The sequence below is a fragment of the Aliiroseovarius pelagivivens genome (assembly GCF_900302485.1).
In the GTDB taxonomy this organism is placed as follows: domain Bacteria; phylum Pseudomonadota; class Alphaproteobacteria; order Rhodobacterales; family Rhodobacteraceae; genus Aliiroseovarius; species Aliiroseovarius pelagivivens.
Genome location: NZ_OMOI01000001.1, coordinates 1,927,743 through 1,946,385, shown reverse-complemented (window position 1 = coordinate 1,946,385; position 18,643 = coordinate 1,927,743). Strand labels below are relative to the sequence as shown.

The 18,643-nt window shown below is 57.5% G+C and carries 19 protein-coding genes and 1 pseudogene; 14 read left to right on the top strand and 6 right to left on the bottom strand.

Annotation, left to right across the window (positions count from 1 at the left end; translation table 11 throughout):
- From ALP8811_RS09495 to ALP8811_RS09445, 11 genes and pseudogenes are all read left to right on the top strand, one after another.
- Entirely contained in the window at positions 1-819 is an 819-nt protein-coding gene (locus ALP8811_RS09495) for a metallophosphoesterase family protein (RefSeq protein WP_108856872.1), read from the top strand.
- Between the two features lie 168 nt (positions 820-987).
- Entirely contained in the window at positions 988-2,196 is a 1,209-nt protein-coding gene (locus tag ALP8811_RS09490; RefSeq protein ID WP_108856871.1) for an aminopeptidase P family protein, read from the top strand.
- A 377-nt stretch (positions 2,197-2,573) separates the two neighbouring features.
- A complete protein-coding gene (locus ALP8811_RS09485) occupies positions 2,574-3,674 on the top strand; it encodes an ABC transporter ATP-binding protein (protein ID WP_108856870.1) in 1,101 nt (366 codons plus the stop codon).
- 116 nt (positions 3,675-3,790) lie between these two features.
- Entirely contained in the window at positions 3,791-4,897 is a 1,107-nt protein-coding gene (locus ALP8811_RS09480; RefSeq protein WP_108856869.1) for an extracellular solute-binding protein, read from the top strand.
- A 113-nt stretch (positions 4,898-5,010) separates the two neighbouring features.
- Positions 5,011-6,285 (top strand): ABC transporter permease, encoded by a 1,275-nt coding sequence (locus ALP8811_RS09475; protein WP_108856868.1) that lies wholly within the window; start codon positions 5,011-5,013, stop codon positions 6,283-6,285.
- 32 nt (positions 6,286-6,317) lie between these two features.
- Positions 6,318-7,142: pseudogene (locus tag ALP8811_RS09470) on the top strand (ABC transporter permease); the annotation flags it as partial.
- Between the two features lie 238 nt (positions 7,143-7,380).
- Positions 7,381-8,013 (top strand): ATP-dependent Clp protease proteolytic subunit, encoded by a 633-nt coding sequence (locus ALP8811_RS09465; RefSeq protein ID WP_108857496.1) that lies wholly within the window; start codon positions 7,381-7,383, stop codon positions 8,011-8,013.
- Between the two features lie 141 nt (positions 8,014-8,154).
- Complete coding sequence (gene clpX, locus ALP8811_RS09460) at positions 8,155-9,423, top strand: ATP-dependent Clp protease ATP-binding subunit ClpX (protein WP_108856866.1); 1,269 nt, start codon at positions 8,155-8,157, stop codon at positions 9,421-9,423.
- 185 nt (positions 9,424-9,608) lie between these two features.
- A complete protein-coding gene (locus ALP8811_RS09455; RefSeq protein ID WP_108856865.1) occupies positions 9,609-9,980 on the top strand; it encodes an NADH:ubiquinone oxidoreductase subunit NDUFA12 in 372 nt (123 codons plus the stop codon).
- Positions 9,981-10,025: 45 nt separating this feature from the next.
- Positions 10,026-10,484 carry an outer membrane lipid asymmetry maintenance protein MlaD gene (gene mlaD, locus ALP8811_RS09450; protein WP_108856864.1) on the top strand — a complete coding sequence of 153 codons (459 nt, stop codon included), beginning with the start codon at positions 10,026-10,028 and terminating at the stop codon, positions 10,482-10,484.
- Positions 10,481-10,840, top strand: coding sequence for a DUF2155 domain-containing protein (locus ALP8811_RS09445; RefSeq protein ID WP_108856863.1), 360 nt, complete (start codon positions 10,481-10,483; stop codon positions 10,838-10,840). Before mlaD ends, ALP8811_RS09445 begins: the two co-directional genes overlap by 4 nt.
- On the opposite strand, the gene aat is transcribed toward ALP8811_RS09445, so the two are convergent.
- The 5 genes from aat to ALP8811_RS09420 form a co-directional block, all read right to left on the bottom strand.
- Positions 10,804-11,454 carry a leucyl/phenylalanyl-tRNA--protein transferase gene (aat, locus tag ALP8811_RS09440; protein WP_281260704.1) on the bottom strand — a complete coding sequence of 217 codons (651 nt, stop codon included), beginning with the start codon at positions 11,452-11,454 and terminating at the stop codon, positions 10,804-10,806. The two genes, ALP8811_RS09445 and aat, sit on opposite strands and share 37 nt — an antisense overlap.
- A gap of 6 nt (positions 11,455-11,460) precedes the next feature.
- Positions 11,461-12,813: an acetyl-CoA carboxylase biotin carboxylase subunit gene (accC, locus tag ALP8811_RS09435; protein WP_108856861.1), complete on the bottom strand. Its 1,353-nt coding sequence runs from the start codon at positions 12,811-12,813 to the stop codon at positions 11,461-11,463.
- A gap of 10 nt (positions 12,814-12,823) precedes the next feature.
- Entirely contained in the window at positions 12,824-13,324 is a 501-nt protein-coding gene (accB, locus tag ALP8811_RS09430) for an acetyl-CoA carboxylase biotin carboxyl carrier protein (RefSeq protein WP_108856860.1), read from the bottom strand.
- A gap of 180 nt (positions 13,325-13,504) precedes the next feature.
- Positions 13,505-13,894, bottom strand: a complete 390-nt coding sequence (locus ALP8811_RS09425; protein WP_108856859.1) for a hypothetical protein — start codon at positions 13,892-13,894, stop codon at positions 13,505-13,507.
- 108 nt (positions 13,895-14,002) lie between these two features.
- Positions 14,003-14,545, bottom strand: a complete 543-nt coding sequence (locus tag ALP8811_RS09420; protein WP_108856858.1) for a LuxR C-terminal-related transcriptional regulator — start codon at positions 14,543-14,545, stop codon at positions 14,003-14,005.
- 120 nt (positions 14,546-14,665) lie between these two features.
- Here ALP8811_RS09420 and ALP8811_RS09415 point away from each other — a divergent pair, with 120 nt between their 5' ends.
- A complete protein-coding gene (locus ALP8811_RS09415; protein WP_108856857.1) occupies positions 14,666-16,171 on the top strand; it encodes a class I adenylate-forming enzyme family protein in 1,506 nt (501 codons plus the stop codon).
- 51 nt (positions 16,172-16,222) lie between these two features.
- Here ALP8811_RS09415 and ALP8811_RS09410 read toward each other — a convergent pair whose 3' ends face one another.
- Positions 16,223-16,507 (bottom strand): glucose-6-phosphate isomerase, encoded by a 285-nt coding sequence (locus ALP8811_RS09410; RefSeq protein ID WP_108856856.1) that lies wholly within the window; start codon positions 16,505-16,507, stop codon positions 16,223-16,225.
- Between the two features lie 298 nt (positions 16,508-16,805).
- Here ALP8811_RS09410 and ALP8811_RS09405 point away from each other — a divergent pair, with 298 nt between their 5' ends.
- A complete protein-coding gene (locus ALP8811_RS09405) occupies positions 16,806-18,146 on the top strand; it encodes a helix-turn-helix transcriptional regulator (protein ID WP_108856855.1) in 1,341 nt (446 codons plus the stop codon).
- Between the two features lie 124 nt (positions 18,147-18,270).
- Complete coding sequence (locus tag ALP8811_RS09400) at positions 18,271-18,639, top strand: response regulator transcription factor (protein WP_108856854.1); 369 nt, start codon at positions 18,271-18,273, stop codon at positions 18,637-18,639.
- The last annotated feature ends 4 nt before the right edge of the window (positions 18,640-18,643 follow it).

Here is an 18,643-nt window from a genome sequence, read left to right as displayed (position 1 = left end):
ATGGGGAAGTTTCTGAACAGCCTGTTTCGGACGTTTGGGGGCGGCGCCACGTTTGACGCGCCGTTGGCCCCTGATCAGCCCTTTCTGGTCATTGGCGATATACACGGGCAGCTTGACGCGCTTGAGACCATATTGGGTCAGATCGCGGATGACCCCGACCACGCCGATCTGCCCCTCGTCTTTGTCGGAGACTATATGGATCGCGGCCCGCATAGCGCGGGTGTTCTGCGTCGTTTGATGGCGCTGCAAGCATCGGACCCACGCGACATCACCTGTCTTCGGGGGAATCACGAGCAGCTTTTGCTGAACTTTCTGGACAACCCGCCGCTAAACGCTCCCGTCTGGTTTGCGAATGGTGGAATCGCGACACTGAATAGCTTTGGGATCAGAGCGTCGAAGTTGGACATGCGCGGAGAGCGTGTTTTGATGGTGCGCGAGAGGCTGAAGTCAGAACTTGGTGCAGAGGCATTGGACTTTCTGCAATCGCTGCCCAACATTTGGCAAACCGGGAATGTAGCGGTTGTACATGCCGGTGCCGATCCGGAAAGGCCCATTTCCGATCAGGATGAGGATGTTTTGACATGGGGCCACGCGGATTTCAGATCCAGACCCCGACAGGATGGTGTCTGGGTGGTGCATGGTCACACGATCGTTCCCGAAGTGATGGTTCGTCAGGGACGGATTTCGGTGGACACCGGGGCATTTCAAACCGGCGCGCTGCCTGCTGTGTCGGTATCCTCAGGCGGTGTTCGCGTGGTGGGGCAAAAGGAAACTCGGCTGATCTGGCCTGATGTCGATGGCTCAGACGAAGCAGGTTGACAGAACTGTCGTTGTTGGCCAAAGATCCCACATCCGCAGCGATGGCGTCGCTGCCCAGTGTGCCCAAATGCACACCGGTCCGGAGATCAACTGCCCTGGACGCCGGGGGGTTTGGTTGGCCGGGCATATCCCTACATATCCTGGCCTCGGAAGATGGAGAGATGTGATATGTCACGCCCTCAATATTTTGTATGTGAAAACGGTGAAAAAGCCCCGCTGCCCTTCTCGGACGCGGAATATGAACGTCGTCTGGCCGATCTGCGCAAGATCATGGCCGCACGCGGTGCGGAAGCGGTTGTGTTCTCTTCGATGCACAACATCGCCTATTACTCGGGCTTTCTGTACTGCGCCTTCGGTCGCCCTTATGCGCTGGTCGTAACGGCGGATCGGTCGACCACGGTGTCGGCGAATATCGACGCAGGCCAGCCTTGGCGGCGCTGCTATGGTGACAACGTCATCTACACCGATTGGGAGCGCAACAACTATTGGCGCGCCGTGAAAAACCTTGTCGGCAACGCCAAGTCCATCGGGATCGAAGGCGATCACATGACCTTGGCGCAGCGCGGTCTGGCGGAAGAGTTCCTGTCCGACAGCAGCTTCTTCGACATCGCCCCTGACACGATGCAGGCGCGCATGATTAAATCAGCTGAGGAAATCGCGCTGATCCGTGAAGGGGCGCGTATCGCTGATGTGGGCGGTGCCGCCATCCACGATGCGATCCGTGTCGGTGCCCGCGAAATTGACATCGCAATGGCCGGTCGCGACGCGATGGAGCTTGAGATATCGCGCGCGCATCCAGACAGCGAAATCCGCGATTCATGGGTCTGGTTCCAGTCTGGGATCAACACTGATGGTGCCCACAACCCGGTGACCACACGCAAGCTGGAAAGCAGCGATATCCTGTCGCTGAACACCTTCCCGATGATTTCGGGCTACTACACTGCCCTGGAACGCACGCTGTTTGCGGGCGAGCCCGATGCGGAAAGCCTGCGGATCTGGAAGGCCAATGTCGCAGCACATGAACTGGGGATCAGCCTGATCAAGCCGGGCGCGACGTGTTCCGGCATCACCGCCGAGATCAACAAGTTCTTCGAAAGCGAAGGGCTGCTTCAGTATCGGTCGTTTGGCTATGGCCACTCGTTCGGCGTCCTGTCGCACTACTATGGCCGTGAAGCCGGGCTGGAACTGCGAGAGGACATTGATACCGTGCTGGAACCCGGCATGGTTGTGTCCATGGAGCCGATGCTCTTCCTGCCTGAAGGCACAGCAGGTGCTGGCGGCTATCGTGAACATGATATTCTGGTGGTTGGAGAAGACGGCGCCGAGAACATCACAGGCTTCCCCTATGGCCCCGGTCACAACATTATTTCGCGATAGGTGATGATTCTGGCGTAAAATTGCCCTGAAAGGTCGCGAGAGTGTCGTCCCGACGGCGTGATATACCCAGACTGAATGAACAAACCCGGGCGGCAGGACTATTGCTTGCGCAATTTACCACCCGCCGCCCGGTCACCGATCAACTGCTTTACCCCGGGTCAGAAAACGGCAGGGCAAAGCGTTTATAAAAAGAGGTTTGGCGAATTTTAATGGATCAGCTTTGGGGCGTAGTCCACGCTAACAAAAAGCACATTTGTTCGTCGAGCGGCATGAAATCGGTCGAAATGACTGCCGAAACCGCTCATTTCACTGTTGAATTCGCTCATCTCTTCGTGTTGGCTGGTGCGAGATAAAAAAACATAGACCAGGGGGGTCACTTGGCTGAAGCTGTAACCGACGACGGATTTGTCGTTTTCGATCGTGTCCAGAAAAGCTACGACGGGGAAACACTGGTTGTAAAAGACCTGAACCTGTCGATCGCGAAGGGCGAGTTTCTTACCATGCTCGGGCCGTCTGGATCCGGGAAAACCACCTGCTTGATGATGCTTGCCGGTTTCGAGACCGCAACCCACGGCGATATTCGTCTGGGTGGTCAACCGATCAACAACATCCCGCCACACAAACGTGGCATTGGCATGGTGTTCCAAAACTATGCGCTGTTCCCGCACATGACGATTGCCGAAAACTTGGCCTTCCCACTGGAAGTGCGCAAGATGGGCAAATCCGAGCGTGAAGCGAAGATCAAACGTGCGCTGGACATGGTGGAAATGGGCTCGTTCGGCGGGCGCCGTCCGTCGCAATTGTCCGGTGGTCAGCAGCAGCGTGTTGCACTGGCCCGCGCGCTGGTGTTTGAACCTGAACTGGTTTTGATGGATGAGCCGCTGGGCGCGCTGGACAAGCAACTGCGTGAAAAAATGCAGTTCGAGATCACCGATCTGGCACATAATCTGGGCATTACCACGGTCTACGTGACACACGACCAGACTGAAGCTCTGACGATGTCTGACAACGTTGCCGTCTTTGACGATGGCCGCATTCAGCAGCTGGCCCCGCCAGACCTGCTTTATGAAAAGCCGGAAAACAGCTTCGTTGCGCAGTTCATCGGTGAAAACAACACCTTGGAAGGCGTTGTGACCGAGATCTCTGGCGATACCTGTTTGGTTCGCCTGGATGACGGGGAAGAGCTGGACGCCACCCCGATCAACGTCTCGAAAGTGGGCGAGCGCACCAAGGTGTCGATCCGCCCCGAGCGCGTCGAGTACAATAAAGAACGCCTGCAGGAAGGTGCCCACACGCTTAAAGCCGAAGTGCTTGAGTTCATCTATATGGGCGACATCTTCCGCACCCGTCTGCGCGTCGCTGGCAATGATGAGTTCATCATCAAAACCCGTAACGCACCGGATGTGGAACGCCTGAAACCGGGCCAGCAGATTGAAATCGGTTGGTTGCCGCAGGATTGCCGCGCGCTGGACGCGTAAACAGAATTGCTACGGGGGCGTGGAGACACGGCCCCGGGCATCTAGCCAGAGAATTGCCATGCAGCCCGTCAGGCAATTCCGATCAATCAAACGGGATAACTAGGGAGAACTACAGTATGAAACTAGCAAAGATGTTTATGGCCACCTCGGCCCTGACGCTTGCCGGTAATGTGGCAACCGCCGAGGATATGGCCAACGAACTGACGCTGGTGTCCTGGGGTGGTGCCTATCAGGCCAGCCAGGTGAAGGCCTATGTCGAACCGTATCTGGAAATGCACCCCGAAGTGAAAGTCACTTGGGACGAAAGCTCGGGCGAAGCCGTTGCGAAACTGCGTGCCATGAACGAAACCGGCAACGTCACTTGGGACCTTGTTGACGCCGTTGCTTCGGATTCGATGCGCCTGTGCGACGAAGGTCTGGCTGAAGAAATCAACCATGACGAAGATCTGGCAGCTGCCCCCGATGGCACCTCGGCTTCGGACGATTTCGGCGACCTGCTGGTATCGGACTGCTTTGTACCGCAGATCGTTTACTCGACCACCTTCGGCTATCGTAAAGATCTGGTTGGCGAGACCAAGCCTGACAGCGTTTGCGCGATCTTCGATCTGGACACCTGGCCGGGCAAGCGCTCGCTGCAGAAACGTCCGATCGACAACATGGAATGGGCTCTGTACTGCGATGGCGTTGCGAAAGACGCGATCTATGACACGCTGGGCACTGACGAAGGTGTGAACCAGGCGCTGGCCAAACTTGACACCATCAAAGATCAGGTTGTCTGGTGGACTGCTGGTGCAGAAACCCCGCAGCTGCTGGCTGACGGCGAAGTTGTCTTCGGTTCGACCTTCAACGGTCGTCTGTTCTCGGCCATTGCCGAACAGAACCAGCCGATCGAGATGCTGTGGGACATGCAGTCGTTTGACCTTGACGGTTGGGTTGTTCCTGCTGGTCTGCCCGCAGACCGCAAAGCTCGCGTAATGGACTTCCTGAAGTTCGCTACCGACACTCAGCGTCTGGCTGATCAGGCTGCCTACATCTCGTACGGTCCGGCCCGTGCATCGTCGGCCCCGCTGGTTGGCAAGCACGCCGAACTGGGCATCGACATGGCTCCGCACATGCCGACCGACCCGGCCAACTCGGGCAACGTACACGTGTATGACTACGAATGGTGGGCAGACAACCGTGACGATCTGAACGCAAAGTTCGAAGCTTGGCTGGCCAAGTAATCTGACGTCGAAGGGGGCCTTCGGGCCTCCTTCACCCCTTTTTTTAAATATCTGATTTGTTTGTCAATTTACCTGACTGAAACCAAGAAACGGCAACAGCCGACAGGGAAGATATGAGCGATATGACCGACACCGGCGGCCCGGTACTGGCCGCAGATGGAACACCGCTGAAGCGTAGTCTTGCGCGGGCGCTGCGACGGCAGAAGATGCGGGCCTTGATGCTGATTGCACCACTTTTGCTGTTCATTTTGATCAGCTTCATTCTGCCCGTTGCAGATATGCTCTATCGGTCGGTTCAAAACGGGATCGTTACTGAAACGCTGCCGCGTTCCGTTGTGGCCTTGGCGGACTGGGATGCCAATAGTGGCGACCTTCCATCCGAGGCAGTCTTCGCAGCTATGGCTGCCGACCTGAAGGAAGCTTCGGCCGCCAAGACCCACACGAAGGTTGGCACGCGTCTGAACTATGAAAATCCAGGTATCTCATCGTTGTTCCGAAAAACGGGGCGCAAGGCCAAGAAATTTGACATTGAGAACGGTGGCCCTTGGAAAGAAGCCCTGATTGAAATCAATAAAGGGTGGGGCGAGCCGGACAACTGGCGCACTATTCAAACGTACTCCCCGCCGGTTACTGCAGGTTACTTTCTGAACGCTGTCGATATGCGTGTTGGACCGGATGGCGCAGAAGCCCGTCCTGAAAGTGAGCAGATTTACATGAATCTGCTGAAACGGACGCTGTGGATGTCTTTGACCATTACGGTGTGCTGCATTCTGCTGGCCTATCCTGTTGCGTGGATTTTGGCCAACCTGCCGATGCGCCAGGCAAACATGCTTATGATCTTGGTATTGCTTCCCTTCTGGACGTCTCTTCTGGTGCGAACGTCTGCTTGGAAGATCCTTCTGCAACAGCAGGGTGTGATCAACGATATTCTGGTTTGGATTGGATTGGTCGATGACAGCGCAAGGCTTGTCATCATCAACAACCAGTTCGGCACGATCGTGGCGATGACCCACATTCTGCTGCCGTTCATGATCCTGCCGATGTATTCCGTGATGCAGACCATTCCGCCCACCTATCTGCGCGCAGCTAAAAGCCTTGGCGCAACCGACTGGACTGCGTTCTGGCGGGTCTATTTCCCGCAGACAGTGCCGGGCATCGGTGCGGGTTCGATCCTCGTCTTCATTCTGGCGATTGGGTACTACATTACGCCGGCCTTGGTCGGTGGTACGAAAGGCACGTTCATCTCGAACCAGATTGCCTTCCACATCTCAAGTTCTCTGAACTGGGGCTTGGCCTCGGCGCTGGGTGCTATTCTTCTGGCGGTCGTTTTGGTCCTGTACTGGGCCTATGACAAGATCGTCGGCATTGACAACGTGAAGCTGGGGTAACGGACATGGCTCTTCCATCATATGCAAGCACCGGCCAGCGCATCTGGTATTACACATTCCGTGTTATCTGTGGGTTGATCTTTTTCTTCCTGATTGCGCCGATCGCTGTCGTTATCCCTCTGAGCTTTAACTCGCAGGATTTCTTCACCTTCACGAAAGAAATGCTGAGCTTCGATCCGGCAGGGTATTCGCTGAAGCACTATCGTGACTTCTTCTCGAACCCCGACTGGCAGGATGCCTTGTGGAACTCGGTCAAGATTGCGCCTACCGCGACGCTGCTGTCCGTATCGCTGGGCACCTTGGCCGCCATCGGTCTGAGCCAGCCGCACGTGCCCGCACGTCGCGCCATCATGGCCACGCTGATCTCGCCGATGATCGTGCCGCTGATTATTTCGGCTGCTGGGATGTACTTCTTCTATTCCCGCATCGGTCTGGCTGGCACGTACTGGGGCGTTGTTCTGGCGCACGCCGCGCTGGGTATTCCCTTCGTGATCATCACTGTTACCGCAACGCTGGTGGGCTTTGACCGCTCGCTGACACGCGCGGCGGCGAATATGGGTGCAGATCCAGTTACGACCTTCTTCCGCGTGCAGATGCCACTGATCCTGCCGGGCGTGATCTCGGGTGCGTTGTTCGCCTTCATCACCTCGTTTGACGAAGTTGTGGTGGTGATCTTTGTTGGCTCGGCCAAGCAACAGACGCTTCCGTGGCAGATGTTTATTGGCCTGCGCGAGCAGATCAGCCCGACCATTCTGGCAGTTGCGACCATCCTTGTGGTGATCTCGATCGCGCTTCTGACAACGGTCGAGCTTCTGCGTCGCCGCTCCGAGCGTCTGCGTGGGATGTCCCCGGGCTGATAGCTTCGAAGACTCTGGAAAAAGATCAGGCGCCTCTTGGGCGCCTTTTCTTTTGCGTTTTGTTGTCATGACGGCGCAAAGAAAAGGAAATTGTTAACCGTTTTCCGGCATCTCTGTTTGAAATGTGTGCTGGTGTTTGCAGCGGGGGCGTTTCGGCCCCTTGCAGCCCCCTTAGCACAAGACTAGGTTGGCATCAGGTGCCCAGAACGGGCTTTGGCGCGAAGAGAAAGCAGGCGACATGCACGATCCGATTGATACCTATATGAACACCCTTGTCCCGATGGTGGTCGAGCAGACCTCGCGCGGGGAGCGGGCCTATGACATTTTCTCGCGCCTGTTGAAGGAACGGATCATTTTCCTGTCCGGCCCTGTGCATGACGGCATGTCCAGCCTGATCGTTGCGCAGCTTCTGCACCTCGAGGCTGAGAACCCGAACAAAGAGATCTCGATGTACATCAACTCGCCCGGTGGCGTGGTGACCTCGGGCCTGTCGATCTATGACACGATGCAGTACATCAAGCCGAAGGTTTCGACCCTGGTGATTGGTCAGGCGGCATCGATGGGATCGCTTCTGCTGGCAGCTGGCGAAAGCGGCATGCGCTTCTCGCTTCCGAACTCGCGCATCATGGTGCACCAACCTTCGGGCGGCTATCAGGGGCAGGCGACGGACATCATGATCCACGCGCAGGAAACCCAGAAGCTGAAGGATCGCCTGAACGGGATCTATGTGCGGCACACCGGCCAGAAGATGGAAGCCGTGGTCGAGGCGCTGGAGCGTGACAACTTCATGGATCCGCAGGAAGCCAAAGACTGGGGCCTGATTGACGAGATCGTCGAGAACCGCGCCAAGGGTGACGACGCCGAGGCCTGATCTGATTCTGAAAGACCCGCAGAAGGGTCTTTCAAAAAGCTGATTGTACCTGTTCCATCCCTGGCCTAAGCTGGGGACAGGGGCAAAAGACCGCCCGGAAGGGCTTAACGGGGTCGGTATCCGGCCTAATAGGACTGGACTATGGCGAATAATTCCTCTGGTGACAGCAAGAACACGCTCTACTGCTCGTTCTGCGGCAAAAGCCAGCACGAGGTGCGCAAGCTAATTGCGGGCCCGACAGTGTTCATCTGTGACGAATGCGTCGAGCTGTGCATGGATATCATCCGTGAAGAAACCAAGTCGTCGGGGCTGAAGTCCTCGGACGGGGTGCCGACACCTTTGGAAATCTGTCAGGTTCTGGACGATTACGTCATCGGGCAGGGGCACGCCAAACGCGTGCTGTCCGTAGCGGTTCACAACCACTATAAGCGCCTGAACCATGCTGCCGCCAATGGCGACGAGATTGAGCTGGCAAAATCCAACATCATGCTGATCGGCCCGACGGGCTGCGGTAAAACGCTGCTGGCCCAGACGCTGGCGCGTATTCTGGACGTTCCCTTTACGATGGCAGACGCGACCACATTGACCGAAGCGGGTTATGTGGGCGAGGACGTGGAGAACATCATTCTGAAGCTGCTTCAAGCGTCGGAATACAATGTTGAACGTGCGCAGCGCGGCATCGTCTATATCGATGAAGTCGACAAGATCACCCGCAAGTCGGACAACCCCTCGATTACCCGCGACGTGTCGGGCGAGGGCGTTCAGCAAGCGCTTCTGAAGATCATGGAAGGCACCGTGGCATCTGTTCCGCCGCAGGGCGGTCGCAAGCACCCGCAGCAGGAATTCTTGCAGGTGGACACCACGAACATTCTATTCATCTGTGGTGGTGCGTTTGCGGGCCTGGACAAGATCATTGCACAACGCGGCAAGGGCTCGGCTATGGGCTTTGGTGCTGACGTGCGTGAAAACGATGACCGCGGCGTGGGCGAGCTGTTCAAAGAGCTTGAGCCGGAAGATCTTCTGAAATTCGGCCTGATCCCGGAATTCGTTGGTCGTCTGCCGGTGATCGCAACGTTGGAAGATCTGGACGCGGAAGCTCTGGTCACCATTCTGACCGCGCCGAAGAACGCACTGGTTAAACAGTACCAGCGCCTGTTCGAACTGGAAGAGGCTCAGCTGACCTTCACCGAGGATGCGTTGAAGGCCATCGCGAAGCGTGCCATCCAACGCAAGACCGGTGCGCGCGGCCTGCGCTCGATCATGGAAGACATCCTGCTGGACACGATGTTCGACCTGCCGGGCCTTGAGAACGTGGACGAGGTTGTCGTGAATGACGAAGCCGTTAACTCGGATGCGAAACCGCTGATCATCTATGCGGACTCCGCAAAGGAAGAAGTGACGGCCAGCTAACCGCGGCGCAAACTGATTCCCAAAGCATCAAGAAGCCATCGCTTGCGCGGTGGCTTTTCTCATTTTGGCCGAGCAACGCTCAAATCTGGCTTCAAATCGCGCAATGGTCGTGGATTGGAGGGCAAAGCTCTGGACCTTCGGCCTGCCATGGGCCATATCAAGGATAAGAAATTTCGGAGATCGACATGCGGCTTCTTTCGCTTCTGACATGGTATCACAGTGAGACTATCGGAACCTGGCTGTTCACTCGTCGTAAAGGCGTGAAGGTGGGGGAAGATGATCAAGGCAATGTCTTTTACCGCAACCAGGACGACAGCCGCCGCTGGGTAATCTATAACGGCGAGCCCGAAGCAAGCCGCGTCAGCCCCGAGTGGCATGGTTGGTTGCATCACACATTCGACAACTGCCCCGAAGACAAGCCGCTGGCCCACAAAGACTGGGAAAAACCGCATCAGGACAACCTGACCGGCACAGCGATGGCATATGCCCCGGTGGGTTCCCTGCGTCAGGCAGCCCCAGCCGAGCGTAGCGACTATGAAGCTTGGCAGCCCGAGTAATACGCACAATCTGTCGATCAGCCCCCGGAACGAGGGAATTTTCGCATGAGCAATAGCCACACAACCGAAGTCGTCACCGGCAGCATCGTGCTGGCGGTTGCCGTTGGTTTCTTGTTTTACGCAGGCCAGATTGTTGGCCTGTCTGGAACAGGGGCGACGGACACCTACACTGCCTCGTTCCGCACGGCGGACGGCATTTCGATTGGAACTGATGTGCGTCTGGGGGGTGTCAAGGTCGGTACTGTGACCGACATTACGCTGAACCCCGACTCCTTCCGTGCCGATACGGATTTCACAGTGCAGTCTAACGTGGCCTTGCCTGAAGACACCGCCATCCTCATCTCGTCCGAGGGTCTTTTGGGCGGCAATTATGTCGAGCTTCTGCCCGGCGGATCGCCTTTCAATCTGGAGCCAGGGGCCGAGATTGAAGACACCCAAGGATCGGTAAGCCTTGTGCAACTGCTTCTGAAATACGTCGCCGGTGGCGAGGATAGCGCCGAGTGATCCGTGCTGCTTTGATCCTGTCTGCTGCTCTGTTCGCGGCCAGCACGGCCTGGGCTGAAACCGCCAAGGCGTCGGGCGCGTTCCTGCGCGGATTGGACAAGGTGTCTGGCACCCCCGTTGATTTCAAGATGGATGTGGGCGACACGGTCGAGCTGGGCCGCCTGCGCGTCACATTGGGCGAATGCCGCTATCCGACGGACAATCCGTCTGGCGACGCGTTTGCTTGGCTGGTCGTACGTGACGGGAATTCCGAAGAAACCACGTTCGAGGGCTGGATGATCGCCTCTTCGCCCGCGCTGAACGCCTTGGATCACCCGCGTTATGACGTCTGGGTGTTGCGCTGCGCCACTGAATAGGCGTCCGGCAAGGGACGGCTCATTACATCTGCTTTTACCACCAACGCATCTTCCAAACGCGTGTGATATTCTGTGCGTGGGATCTCAATCGCGCCTAGGCTGGCCAAGTGAGGGGTCAGGAATTGCGTGTCGAACAGTGTGAAGCCACAGTCGTGCAGGTGGGCCACAAGATAGGCCAGAGCGATCTTTGATGCGTCCCGGCGGCGCGAAAACATGCTTTCGCCGAAGAACGCTCCGCCCACTGTGACGCCATAAACCCCACCGACAAGGTCTTCGCCATCCCACAGCTCGAGCGAATGAGCGCACCCCATCTCGTGAAGCTGTTGATAAAGCGCGAAAATGGTGTCGTTGATCCATGTTTCGTCTCGGTCGGCGCAGCACGCGACAGTCCCCGCGAAGTCATGGTTCAGTGTGACCTGAAATGGCGTGCGGCGGATTGTACGGGCAAGGCTGCGCGAGATATGAAATCCGTCCAGCGGAATGATCCCGCGATGCTTTGGGTCGACCCAAAAAACCTCGGGGTCGTCGCGCCCTTCGGCCATGGGAAAGACCCCCATGGCATAGGCTTTCAAAAGCAGCTCGGCAGTTAAAGGAGGAGGAGTGGGGTGGGCCAATGGCCCTTACCCCATGTTTTCATCCAGCCAGCGTTCGAGCCAGTGGATGTTGTAGTCACCCGAATGGATGTCGGCCTCGGCCAGCAGCTTGTCAAACAGCGGAACCGTGGTTTCGATGCCGTCGATGATCAGCTCACCCAAGGCGCGGCTGAGACGTGCCAGTGCTTCTGGACGGTCGCGGCCATGCACGATCAACTTACCGATCAGGCTGTCATAGTAAGGCGGGATCGAATAGCCGTCATAGAGCGCACTATCCATTCGCACACCCAAGCCGCCCGGGGCGTGATACTGGGTGATTTTGCCAGGGCAGGGGATGAAGTTTGGCAGACGCTCGGCGTTCAGACGCACTTCGATTGCGTGGCCGTTCACTTCCAGATCCGATTGCGCGAAGGACAGCGTGTTGCCCTCGGCCACAAGGATCTGTTCGCGCACAAGGTCAACACCGAAAATTGCTTCCGTGACCGGGTGTTCCACCTGCAGACGGGTGTTCATTTCGATGAAATAGAATTCGCCATCTTCGTACAGGAACTCGATTGTGCCCGCGCCGGAATAGCCCATTTCGGCCACAGCATTGGCGCAGATCGAGCCGATCTTCTCGCGGTTTTCAGGGGTGATCGAGGGGCCGGGAGCTTCCTCGAACACCTTCTGGTGACGGCGCTGAAGCGAGCAGTCCCGCTCGGCCAGATGAACGCCGCCGCCTTGCCCATCACCAAAGACCTGCACTTCGATGTGACGCGGTTTCTGGAGGTATTTCTCCATATACACTTCGTCATTGCCAAAGGCGGCTTTCGCTTCCGAACGGGCGGTGGAAAAGGCGGTGTCGATATCGGCTTCGGTCTCGGCGACCTTCATGCCGCGTCCGCCGCCACCGGCAGTCGCTTTGATGATGACCGGGTACCCCATCTCGGCTGCGGTTTTGCGCGCGCTTTCGATGTCGGGAACACCACCTTCGGAACCCGGAACAACCGGAATGCCCAGCTTGATCGCGGTGTCCTTCGCGGTGATCTTGTCGCCCATCATGCGGATGTGCGCGGCCGAGGGGCCGATGAAAGTGATCTCGTGATCTTCCAGCGCCTGCACGAAGGTCGCGTTTTCCGACAGGAAGCCATACCCGGGGTGCACGGCCTGCGCTCCGGTGATTTCACACGCGGCGATGATCGCGGGGATCGACAGATAGCTGTCAGTGCCGGCGTTAGGGCCGATACAAACGCTTTCATCTGCCATGCGCACATGCATTGCGTCCACGTCAGCGGTCGAATGCACGGCTACGGTTTTGATGCCCATCTCGCGGGCGGCACGGATCACGCGCAGCGCAATCTCGCCCCGGTTGGCAATCAGGATTTTATCGAACTGGGCCATGATCCGCCCCTTATTCGATGATCATCAGGGGCGCGCCAAATTCGACCGGCGAGCCATCTTCGACCAGAATGCGTGTGACCTTACCTGCACGTGGTGCTGGGATTTGGTTCATGGTCTTCATGGCCTCCAAGATCAGAAGGGTTTGGCCCTCCGACACGGTGTCGCCCACGTTGACGAAAGCCGGAGTGCCAGGCTCGGCCTGCAAATAGGCGGTGCCGACCATAGGCGAAGGCACGGCGCCGGGATGGCTTGCTGGATCGTCCGAGGCTGCTGCCGGGGCTTCTGCAGCGGGTGCGGCTGCCGGAGCAGCAGCGGCTGCGGGGGCAGGGGCTGCAACAGCGGGGGCGGCAATCTGCTGAACAGCTTCCTTGGCGCGGCTGACCCGTACGTTCAGGCTGTCGTTTTCGCCATAGTCGCGCATCACTTCCAGCTCGGTCAGGTCGTTTTCCTGAAGCAGTTTCGCCAGCGCTTCGATGAATGCCACATCGGTATCATGATTTTTTTTGGCCATGGGTCCTCGCCCTAGATTGTCTGCCTGTCTATCTATGCAGGCTTTGTGTCTTTGCAACGCTTATAGGACGCCACGTAAGGGGAGAAAAGCAAGAAGGATCGCGAAAACTGAAAATCGCATGAATTCGGTCAGGAATTTGGGCGCAGGGCCGGGATTTCCGACGCTAAATCGACTCTCGTCTCAATCTGTCGTGTCAGAGGTCGGTTCGACGGGATTTTCGGGATCGGCATCGGTCACCTGAAGGGTGTTCTGATCCTCTAACGACCGCGAAAACTCGATCTGCGCCAGCCGCTGTTGCAGCTCGCGTTCCATCTCAAGGACATTCAGCTGAAAAGAAGGCGGCGGCCCGACCGGTTGGTTCGGGTCTGGTGGAGGCTTGGCCGCGTTTCGTTTTGCGCCGTGTCTTTGGGTCTGGGTGTTGCCGTGGTCCGTTGCGTTATGCGTGTCCGCGCGCGTCTTCCCGGCTTTCGAGGCCTTCTCTACCCGCGTCGGATCAGGCGCTGGACGCGCCGGCTGTTGTGCCGCAATTGTGGCTTGTGCCCCCAATGGGGACGGTATCGTGAATTCCATTGTATGCTCCGTCATTTGCGGAGCCCCCACCAACGATCAGTCTAGTCAGCTCGGAATTAACCGAAGATTAAGAGGCGTAAGAGAATCTATACGAAGGTTAACAGTGCCTTAAATCGGCATGCCGGAAAACTTCGCCACAAGCTCGGGTAATTTGCGGGCGCCAAACTTCTGAAGCAAACGTGCCCGATGTGCTTCGACCGTGCGATAGCTCAATCCCAACGTCAGGCCGATTTCTTTCGACGTTTTGCCCTGACAGGTTAGGATCGCCACATCGCGTTCCCGTGGTGTCAGCTCGACGACGGGGCGTTCGGCAGACAGGTCGGCAAAGCTCCAAACCCCTTGTCTGAAAGGGTCATCGGGCGTCAGGCTGGTGCCGCGTACACGACACCAGAACATATCACCGTCCAAGCGCCGCATAATGCGTTCGTCTTCATAACGTCCTGTCTCGCGCAGGATGTCACCACCGACATGCGCCACTTTTTCATAGTCTTTCAGGGACGGGTACAGTCGCTCTAACGGCATGTCGCGGAAGCTGTCGACTTCGGCTCCGAACATCTCGGCAAAGCGCAAATTGCACTGACGCACGATCCTGTTTTCGGTCAGCGCAAGCCCCGTGGGCGCGTACATGAAGGCAAGATCCATTTGCGTCATGGCCCCATCCTGCCAAAGCTTTGGCGATAATTCAAACAGTTGCGTAGTTTTACGGGGCTTGCGTGGATACAAATAGTCGTCCGATAGTCTTTTGGTCGGTACTGATGAAAGGGAGGTCTCATGAATCTGGCTCATTGGCTGGAACGCACGGCGCAGATCAACGGCGATCGGCCAGCGGTGTTTCGTGGACCTGATCAGGTCTTTACCTATGCCGCTTTTTTCCGGGCGGCGCAGGGACTTGCAGCAGGGTTGGCGGCGCGGGGTGTCGGGCCGGGCGACCGTGTTGCCTTGTTCATGAAGAACTGCCCACAATACCTGCTTGGGTTCTATGGCGTTTGGGGGCTTGGCGCGGCGGTAGTACCCATCAATGCCAAGCTGCACCCGAAGGAAGCGGCCTATATCATCGAAAACTCAGGCGCCAAGTTGGTCATGGTCACGGATGATCTGGCAGACGACCTTGCTGAGGTCAGCGATGTGCCTCTTGTTCACGTCGAGCGGCCCGATTTCGTAGATCTTTTTACCCACGAACCGCTGCCCGTGGCGGCGCGCGCGGGGTCAGATTTGGCTTGGCTGTTCTATACATCGGGTACAACCGGGCAGCCCAAAGGTGTCTATATCAGTCATGAGATGATCCGATCGACATCTCTGTCCTATCTGTTGGACTGTGACGAGGTGTCCCCTGATGACGGTGTTTTCTATATGGCTCCGATGAGTCACGGGGCCGGAATCTATTCTCCGATCCATGTGGCACGTGGCGCGCGGCACATCACGCCTGCGTCGGGCGGGTTTGACGAGATCGAGCTTTTGGACGCGGCCGAACACCAAGGACCGCTTCAGATGTTCATGGCCCCTACAATGGTGCGGCGGTTCACCGATATAGCCAAGGCCGCGGGGCGGCGCGGCGAAGGGATCAAGACCATCGTCTATGGCGGCGGTCCGATGTATCTGGCGGACATAGAAGACGCCGTCGATTGGTTCGGCCCGCGCTTTATTCAGATCTATGGTCAGGGCGAGTGTCCAATGGCGATCTCTGCCTTGTCGCGCGACGATGTGGCGGACCGCACACATCCGCGTTGGCGCGAGCGTCTGGCTTCGGTCGGACGAGCGCAAAGTGTGGTCGAGCTACGGATCGGGGACGAAACCGGCCAGCCTGTGCCGCCCGGCGAGGTGGGCGAGATCATGGTGCGCGGCACGCCTGTCATGCCCGGCTATTGGAACAATCCCGAAGCCACTGCGAAAACGCTGGTGGATGGCTGGCTGTTGACCGGAGACATGGGGTTTCTGGACGAGGATGGCTATCTGACCATGCGGGACCGGTCGAAGGATGTGATTATCTCGGGTGGGACAAACATTTACCCGCGCGAGGTGGAAGAAGCACTTTTAGCCCATCAGGATGTGCATGAGGTCAGCGTGGTTGGCCGTCCTAGCGGGGAATGGGGCGAAGACGTGGTCGCGTTTGTCGTGTTGGCGGAAGGCGCCAACTTGGACGAGGCGGCGTTAGATGCGCATTGTCTGGCCAACATCGCACGCTTCAAGCGACCCAAGGCCTATTACACACTGCCTGAACTGCCAAAGAACAATTATGGTAAAGTGCTGAAAACCGAGTTGCGGAAACTGTGTGAATGAAAAAAGGCGCGCTGTCTCCAGCGCGCCTTGTTACATTTTGCTGTGCCTGTATCAGACCGGGCAGGGGGCCTCGCGATAGGTCCCGTCGCCATTTGAATAGGCGCACATGTTGGTGTGATAGTTGCGGGCAACCATGATCCCGGCAGCAGCGCCGGCCAGCGTGGTCAGAACCGTCCAGTTCTTGTTGGCACCAATGGCGTTGGCGGTGATCAGGCCTGCGCCGATACCAGCGACACCGCCGATGATGGTTCTTTCTTGATCGGTCAGCGGGCGGCTCATGCAGGCGGTCAGCGCCAGCGATGCCACACACGCGAGGGTCAATACGGATTTCTTCATGTTATCCTCCAGGATGAAAGGCTGTTTTCATACTCCTTCTAGGGGATTGGAAGGTCAAGGGAACTTGCTAGCGCATTCCGGCCAGAACCCGGCGGGATTTTGCCAATTTGTCAAAGTGACGCGGTAGCGGCACTACTGAACAGCTTGTTAATGTGTCCCTGAAAGTATGATCGCCTTTGAAAAAAGCTTGTTAAGGCGTTACAAAGGCCTGATCTTTTTGTAAACAGGATTGGCCTTGCGCGGTGTGATCTGAAAACACCGGTGAGATCCCGCCAACGCAAAGAAAGTTGACTGCTGCATGCCGCATTCCAGACTGACGGGAAGCCGAATTCGCGAGCGCCGGCTTGTGCAGGGCTTGAAACAATCTGCGCTGGCTAGAGATGTGGGGATTTCGGCGGCCTATCTGAACCTGATCGAGCATAACCGCCGTCGGGTTGGGGACAGCTTGCTGGATGCGATCGCGAAGGCGCTGAAGATCGACCCCGCAGTGCTGGCCGAGGGGGCCGAAGCGGCGCTTCTTGGCGCTCTGAGCGAGGCGGACAAACGACTGCCACAAGCGCAGGCTGAACTGGACCGGTCAGAAGATTTTGCGGGCCGGTTCCCCGGCTGGGCGTCTTTGGTCATGGCGCAGAACCAACGTATCCAAGAGCTTGAACAGATGGTGGAGGCTTTGTCTGACCGCCTGACCCACGACCCAGAGCTGGCGGCGTCTTTGCACGAAGTGATCTCGGCGGTGACGGCAATCCGGTCGACGGCCGCCATCCTGTCAGGTGGGGGCGAGGTTGATCAAGAGTGGCAGGACAGGTTTCTGCGGAACATGCGTGATGAGGGGATGCGTTTGTCCACTGCAGCGCAAGGGTTGGTCGAGTTCTTGGACGCAGGCAGCAGCGAAGAGGTTGTGCCAATCGGACCAGCAGAAGAGCTGGCCACTTTTCTAGACGTTCACGACCATTTCTTTCCGGACCTCGAAAACCCGGCAATCTGGAAGGGAAGCTCTCGCGATCAGGCCATTGCGACGGTGATTGCTCAAAGTGCGGCCCTGACCTCGCGCGAGGCGCAGGACATGGCGCGACAATTCCTGTCGCAATATGTTGAGGATGCGGAAGCCATGCCCATGCAAGAATTTCAGGCCGCGCGCGAGGCGCTTGGCTGGGATCCAGCGGCTTTGGCGCGTAAATTTCGGCAGTCTTTGCCTCCTGTCATGCGTCGCATCGCCTTTTTGCCACCGACATCAGGCGGAACGGTGGCGGGCTTGATCAGCTGCGACGGTGCAGGCGCATTGGTGTTGCGCAAGGCCGTGCAGGGCTTCGCACTGCCGCGGTTTGGCGCGGCCTGTCCTTACTGGCCTTTGTTTCAAGCGCTTGCTCAGCCAGAAAAGCCGATGCGCGCTGTGGTCCGTCAACCCGGTGGCGCACGTCGCCGCCACGTTTGTCAGGCAGTATGCGTACAGCGTGATGCGTTGTCCTTTGATCATCCCCCCGCGCATGAAGCATATATGCTGATCCGCGAACTCGATGACACGCTGGATGGTGAAGCTTTGTCCCATGCGACCCCGATCGAGGTCGGATCCACATGTCGAGTGTGCCCGCGGACTGATTGTGCTGCGCGCCGAGAGGCGACAATCCTTTCAGCCGGTTGATCTTTTCAACCTTTTGGCAAGCAATGCTTCTTTGCCTTGGTGGCGTGTTTTACTTGATTGCAGCAATGATCTTGGCGATAGTCGCTGGACGGTGCTGAAACGCTGCATTTCGGGGGAGGGGCTTATGACAAGACAGGTGCTGGTCATCGAAGATGAACCGAATATCGCCGAGGCCATCAGCTTCATCCTAAGCCGCGATGGTTGGAGGGTTTCAACCCATGCCAGCGGGACCACTGCTGTGCAAGCCGTGCGTGACGCCAAGCCCGATGTTCTGATCCTTGATGTGATGCTGCCCGGAAAGTCGGGATATGACATCTTGCAGGATTTGCGCAGCGCCGATGACACCCGCGCGCTTCCCGTTCTGATGCTGACCGCACGTGGTCAGAAGACTGACCGCGAACTGGCCGAGCGGCTGGGTGTAAACAGGTTTATGACCAAACCCTTTTCGAATTCCGAAATGCTGACAAACTTACGCGAGTTGGTTGGGGGCTGACCGC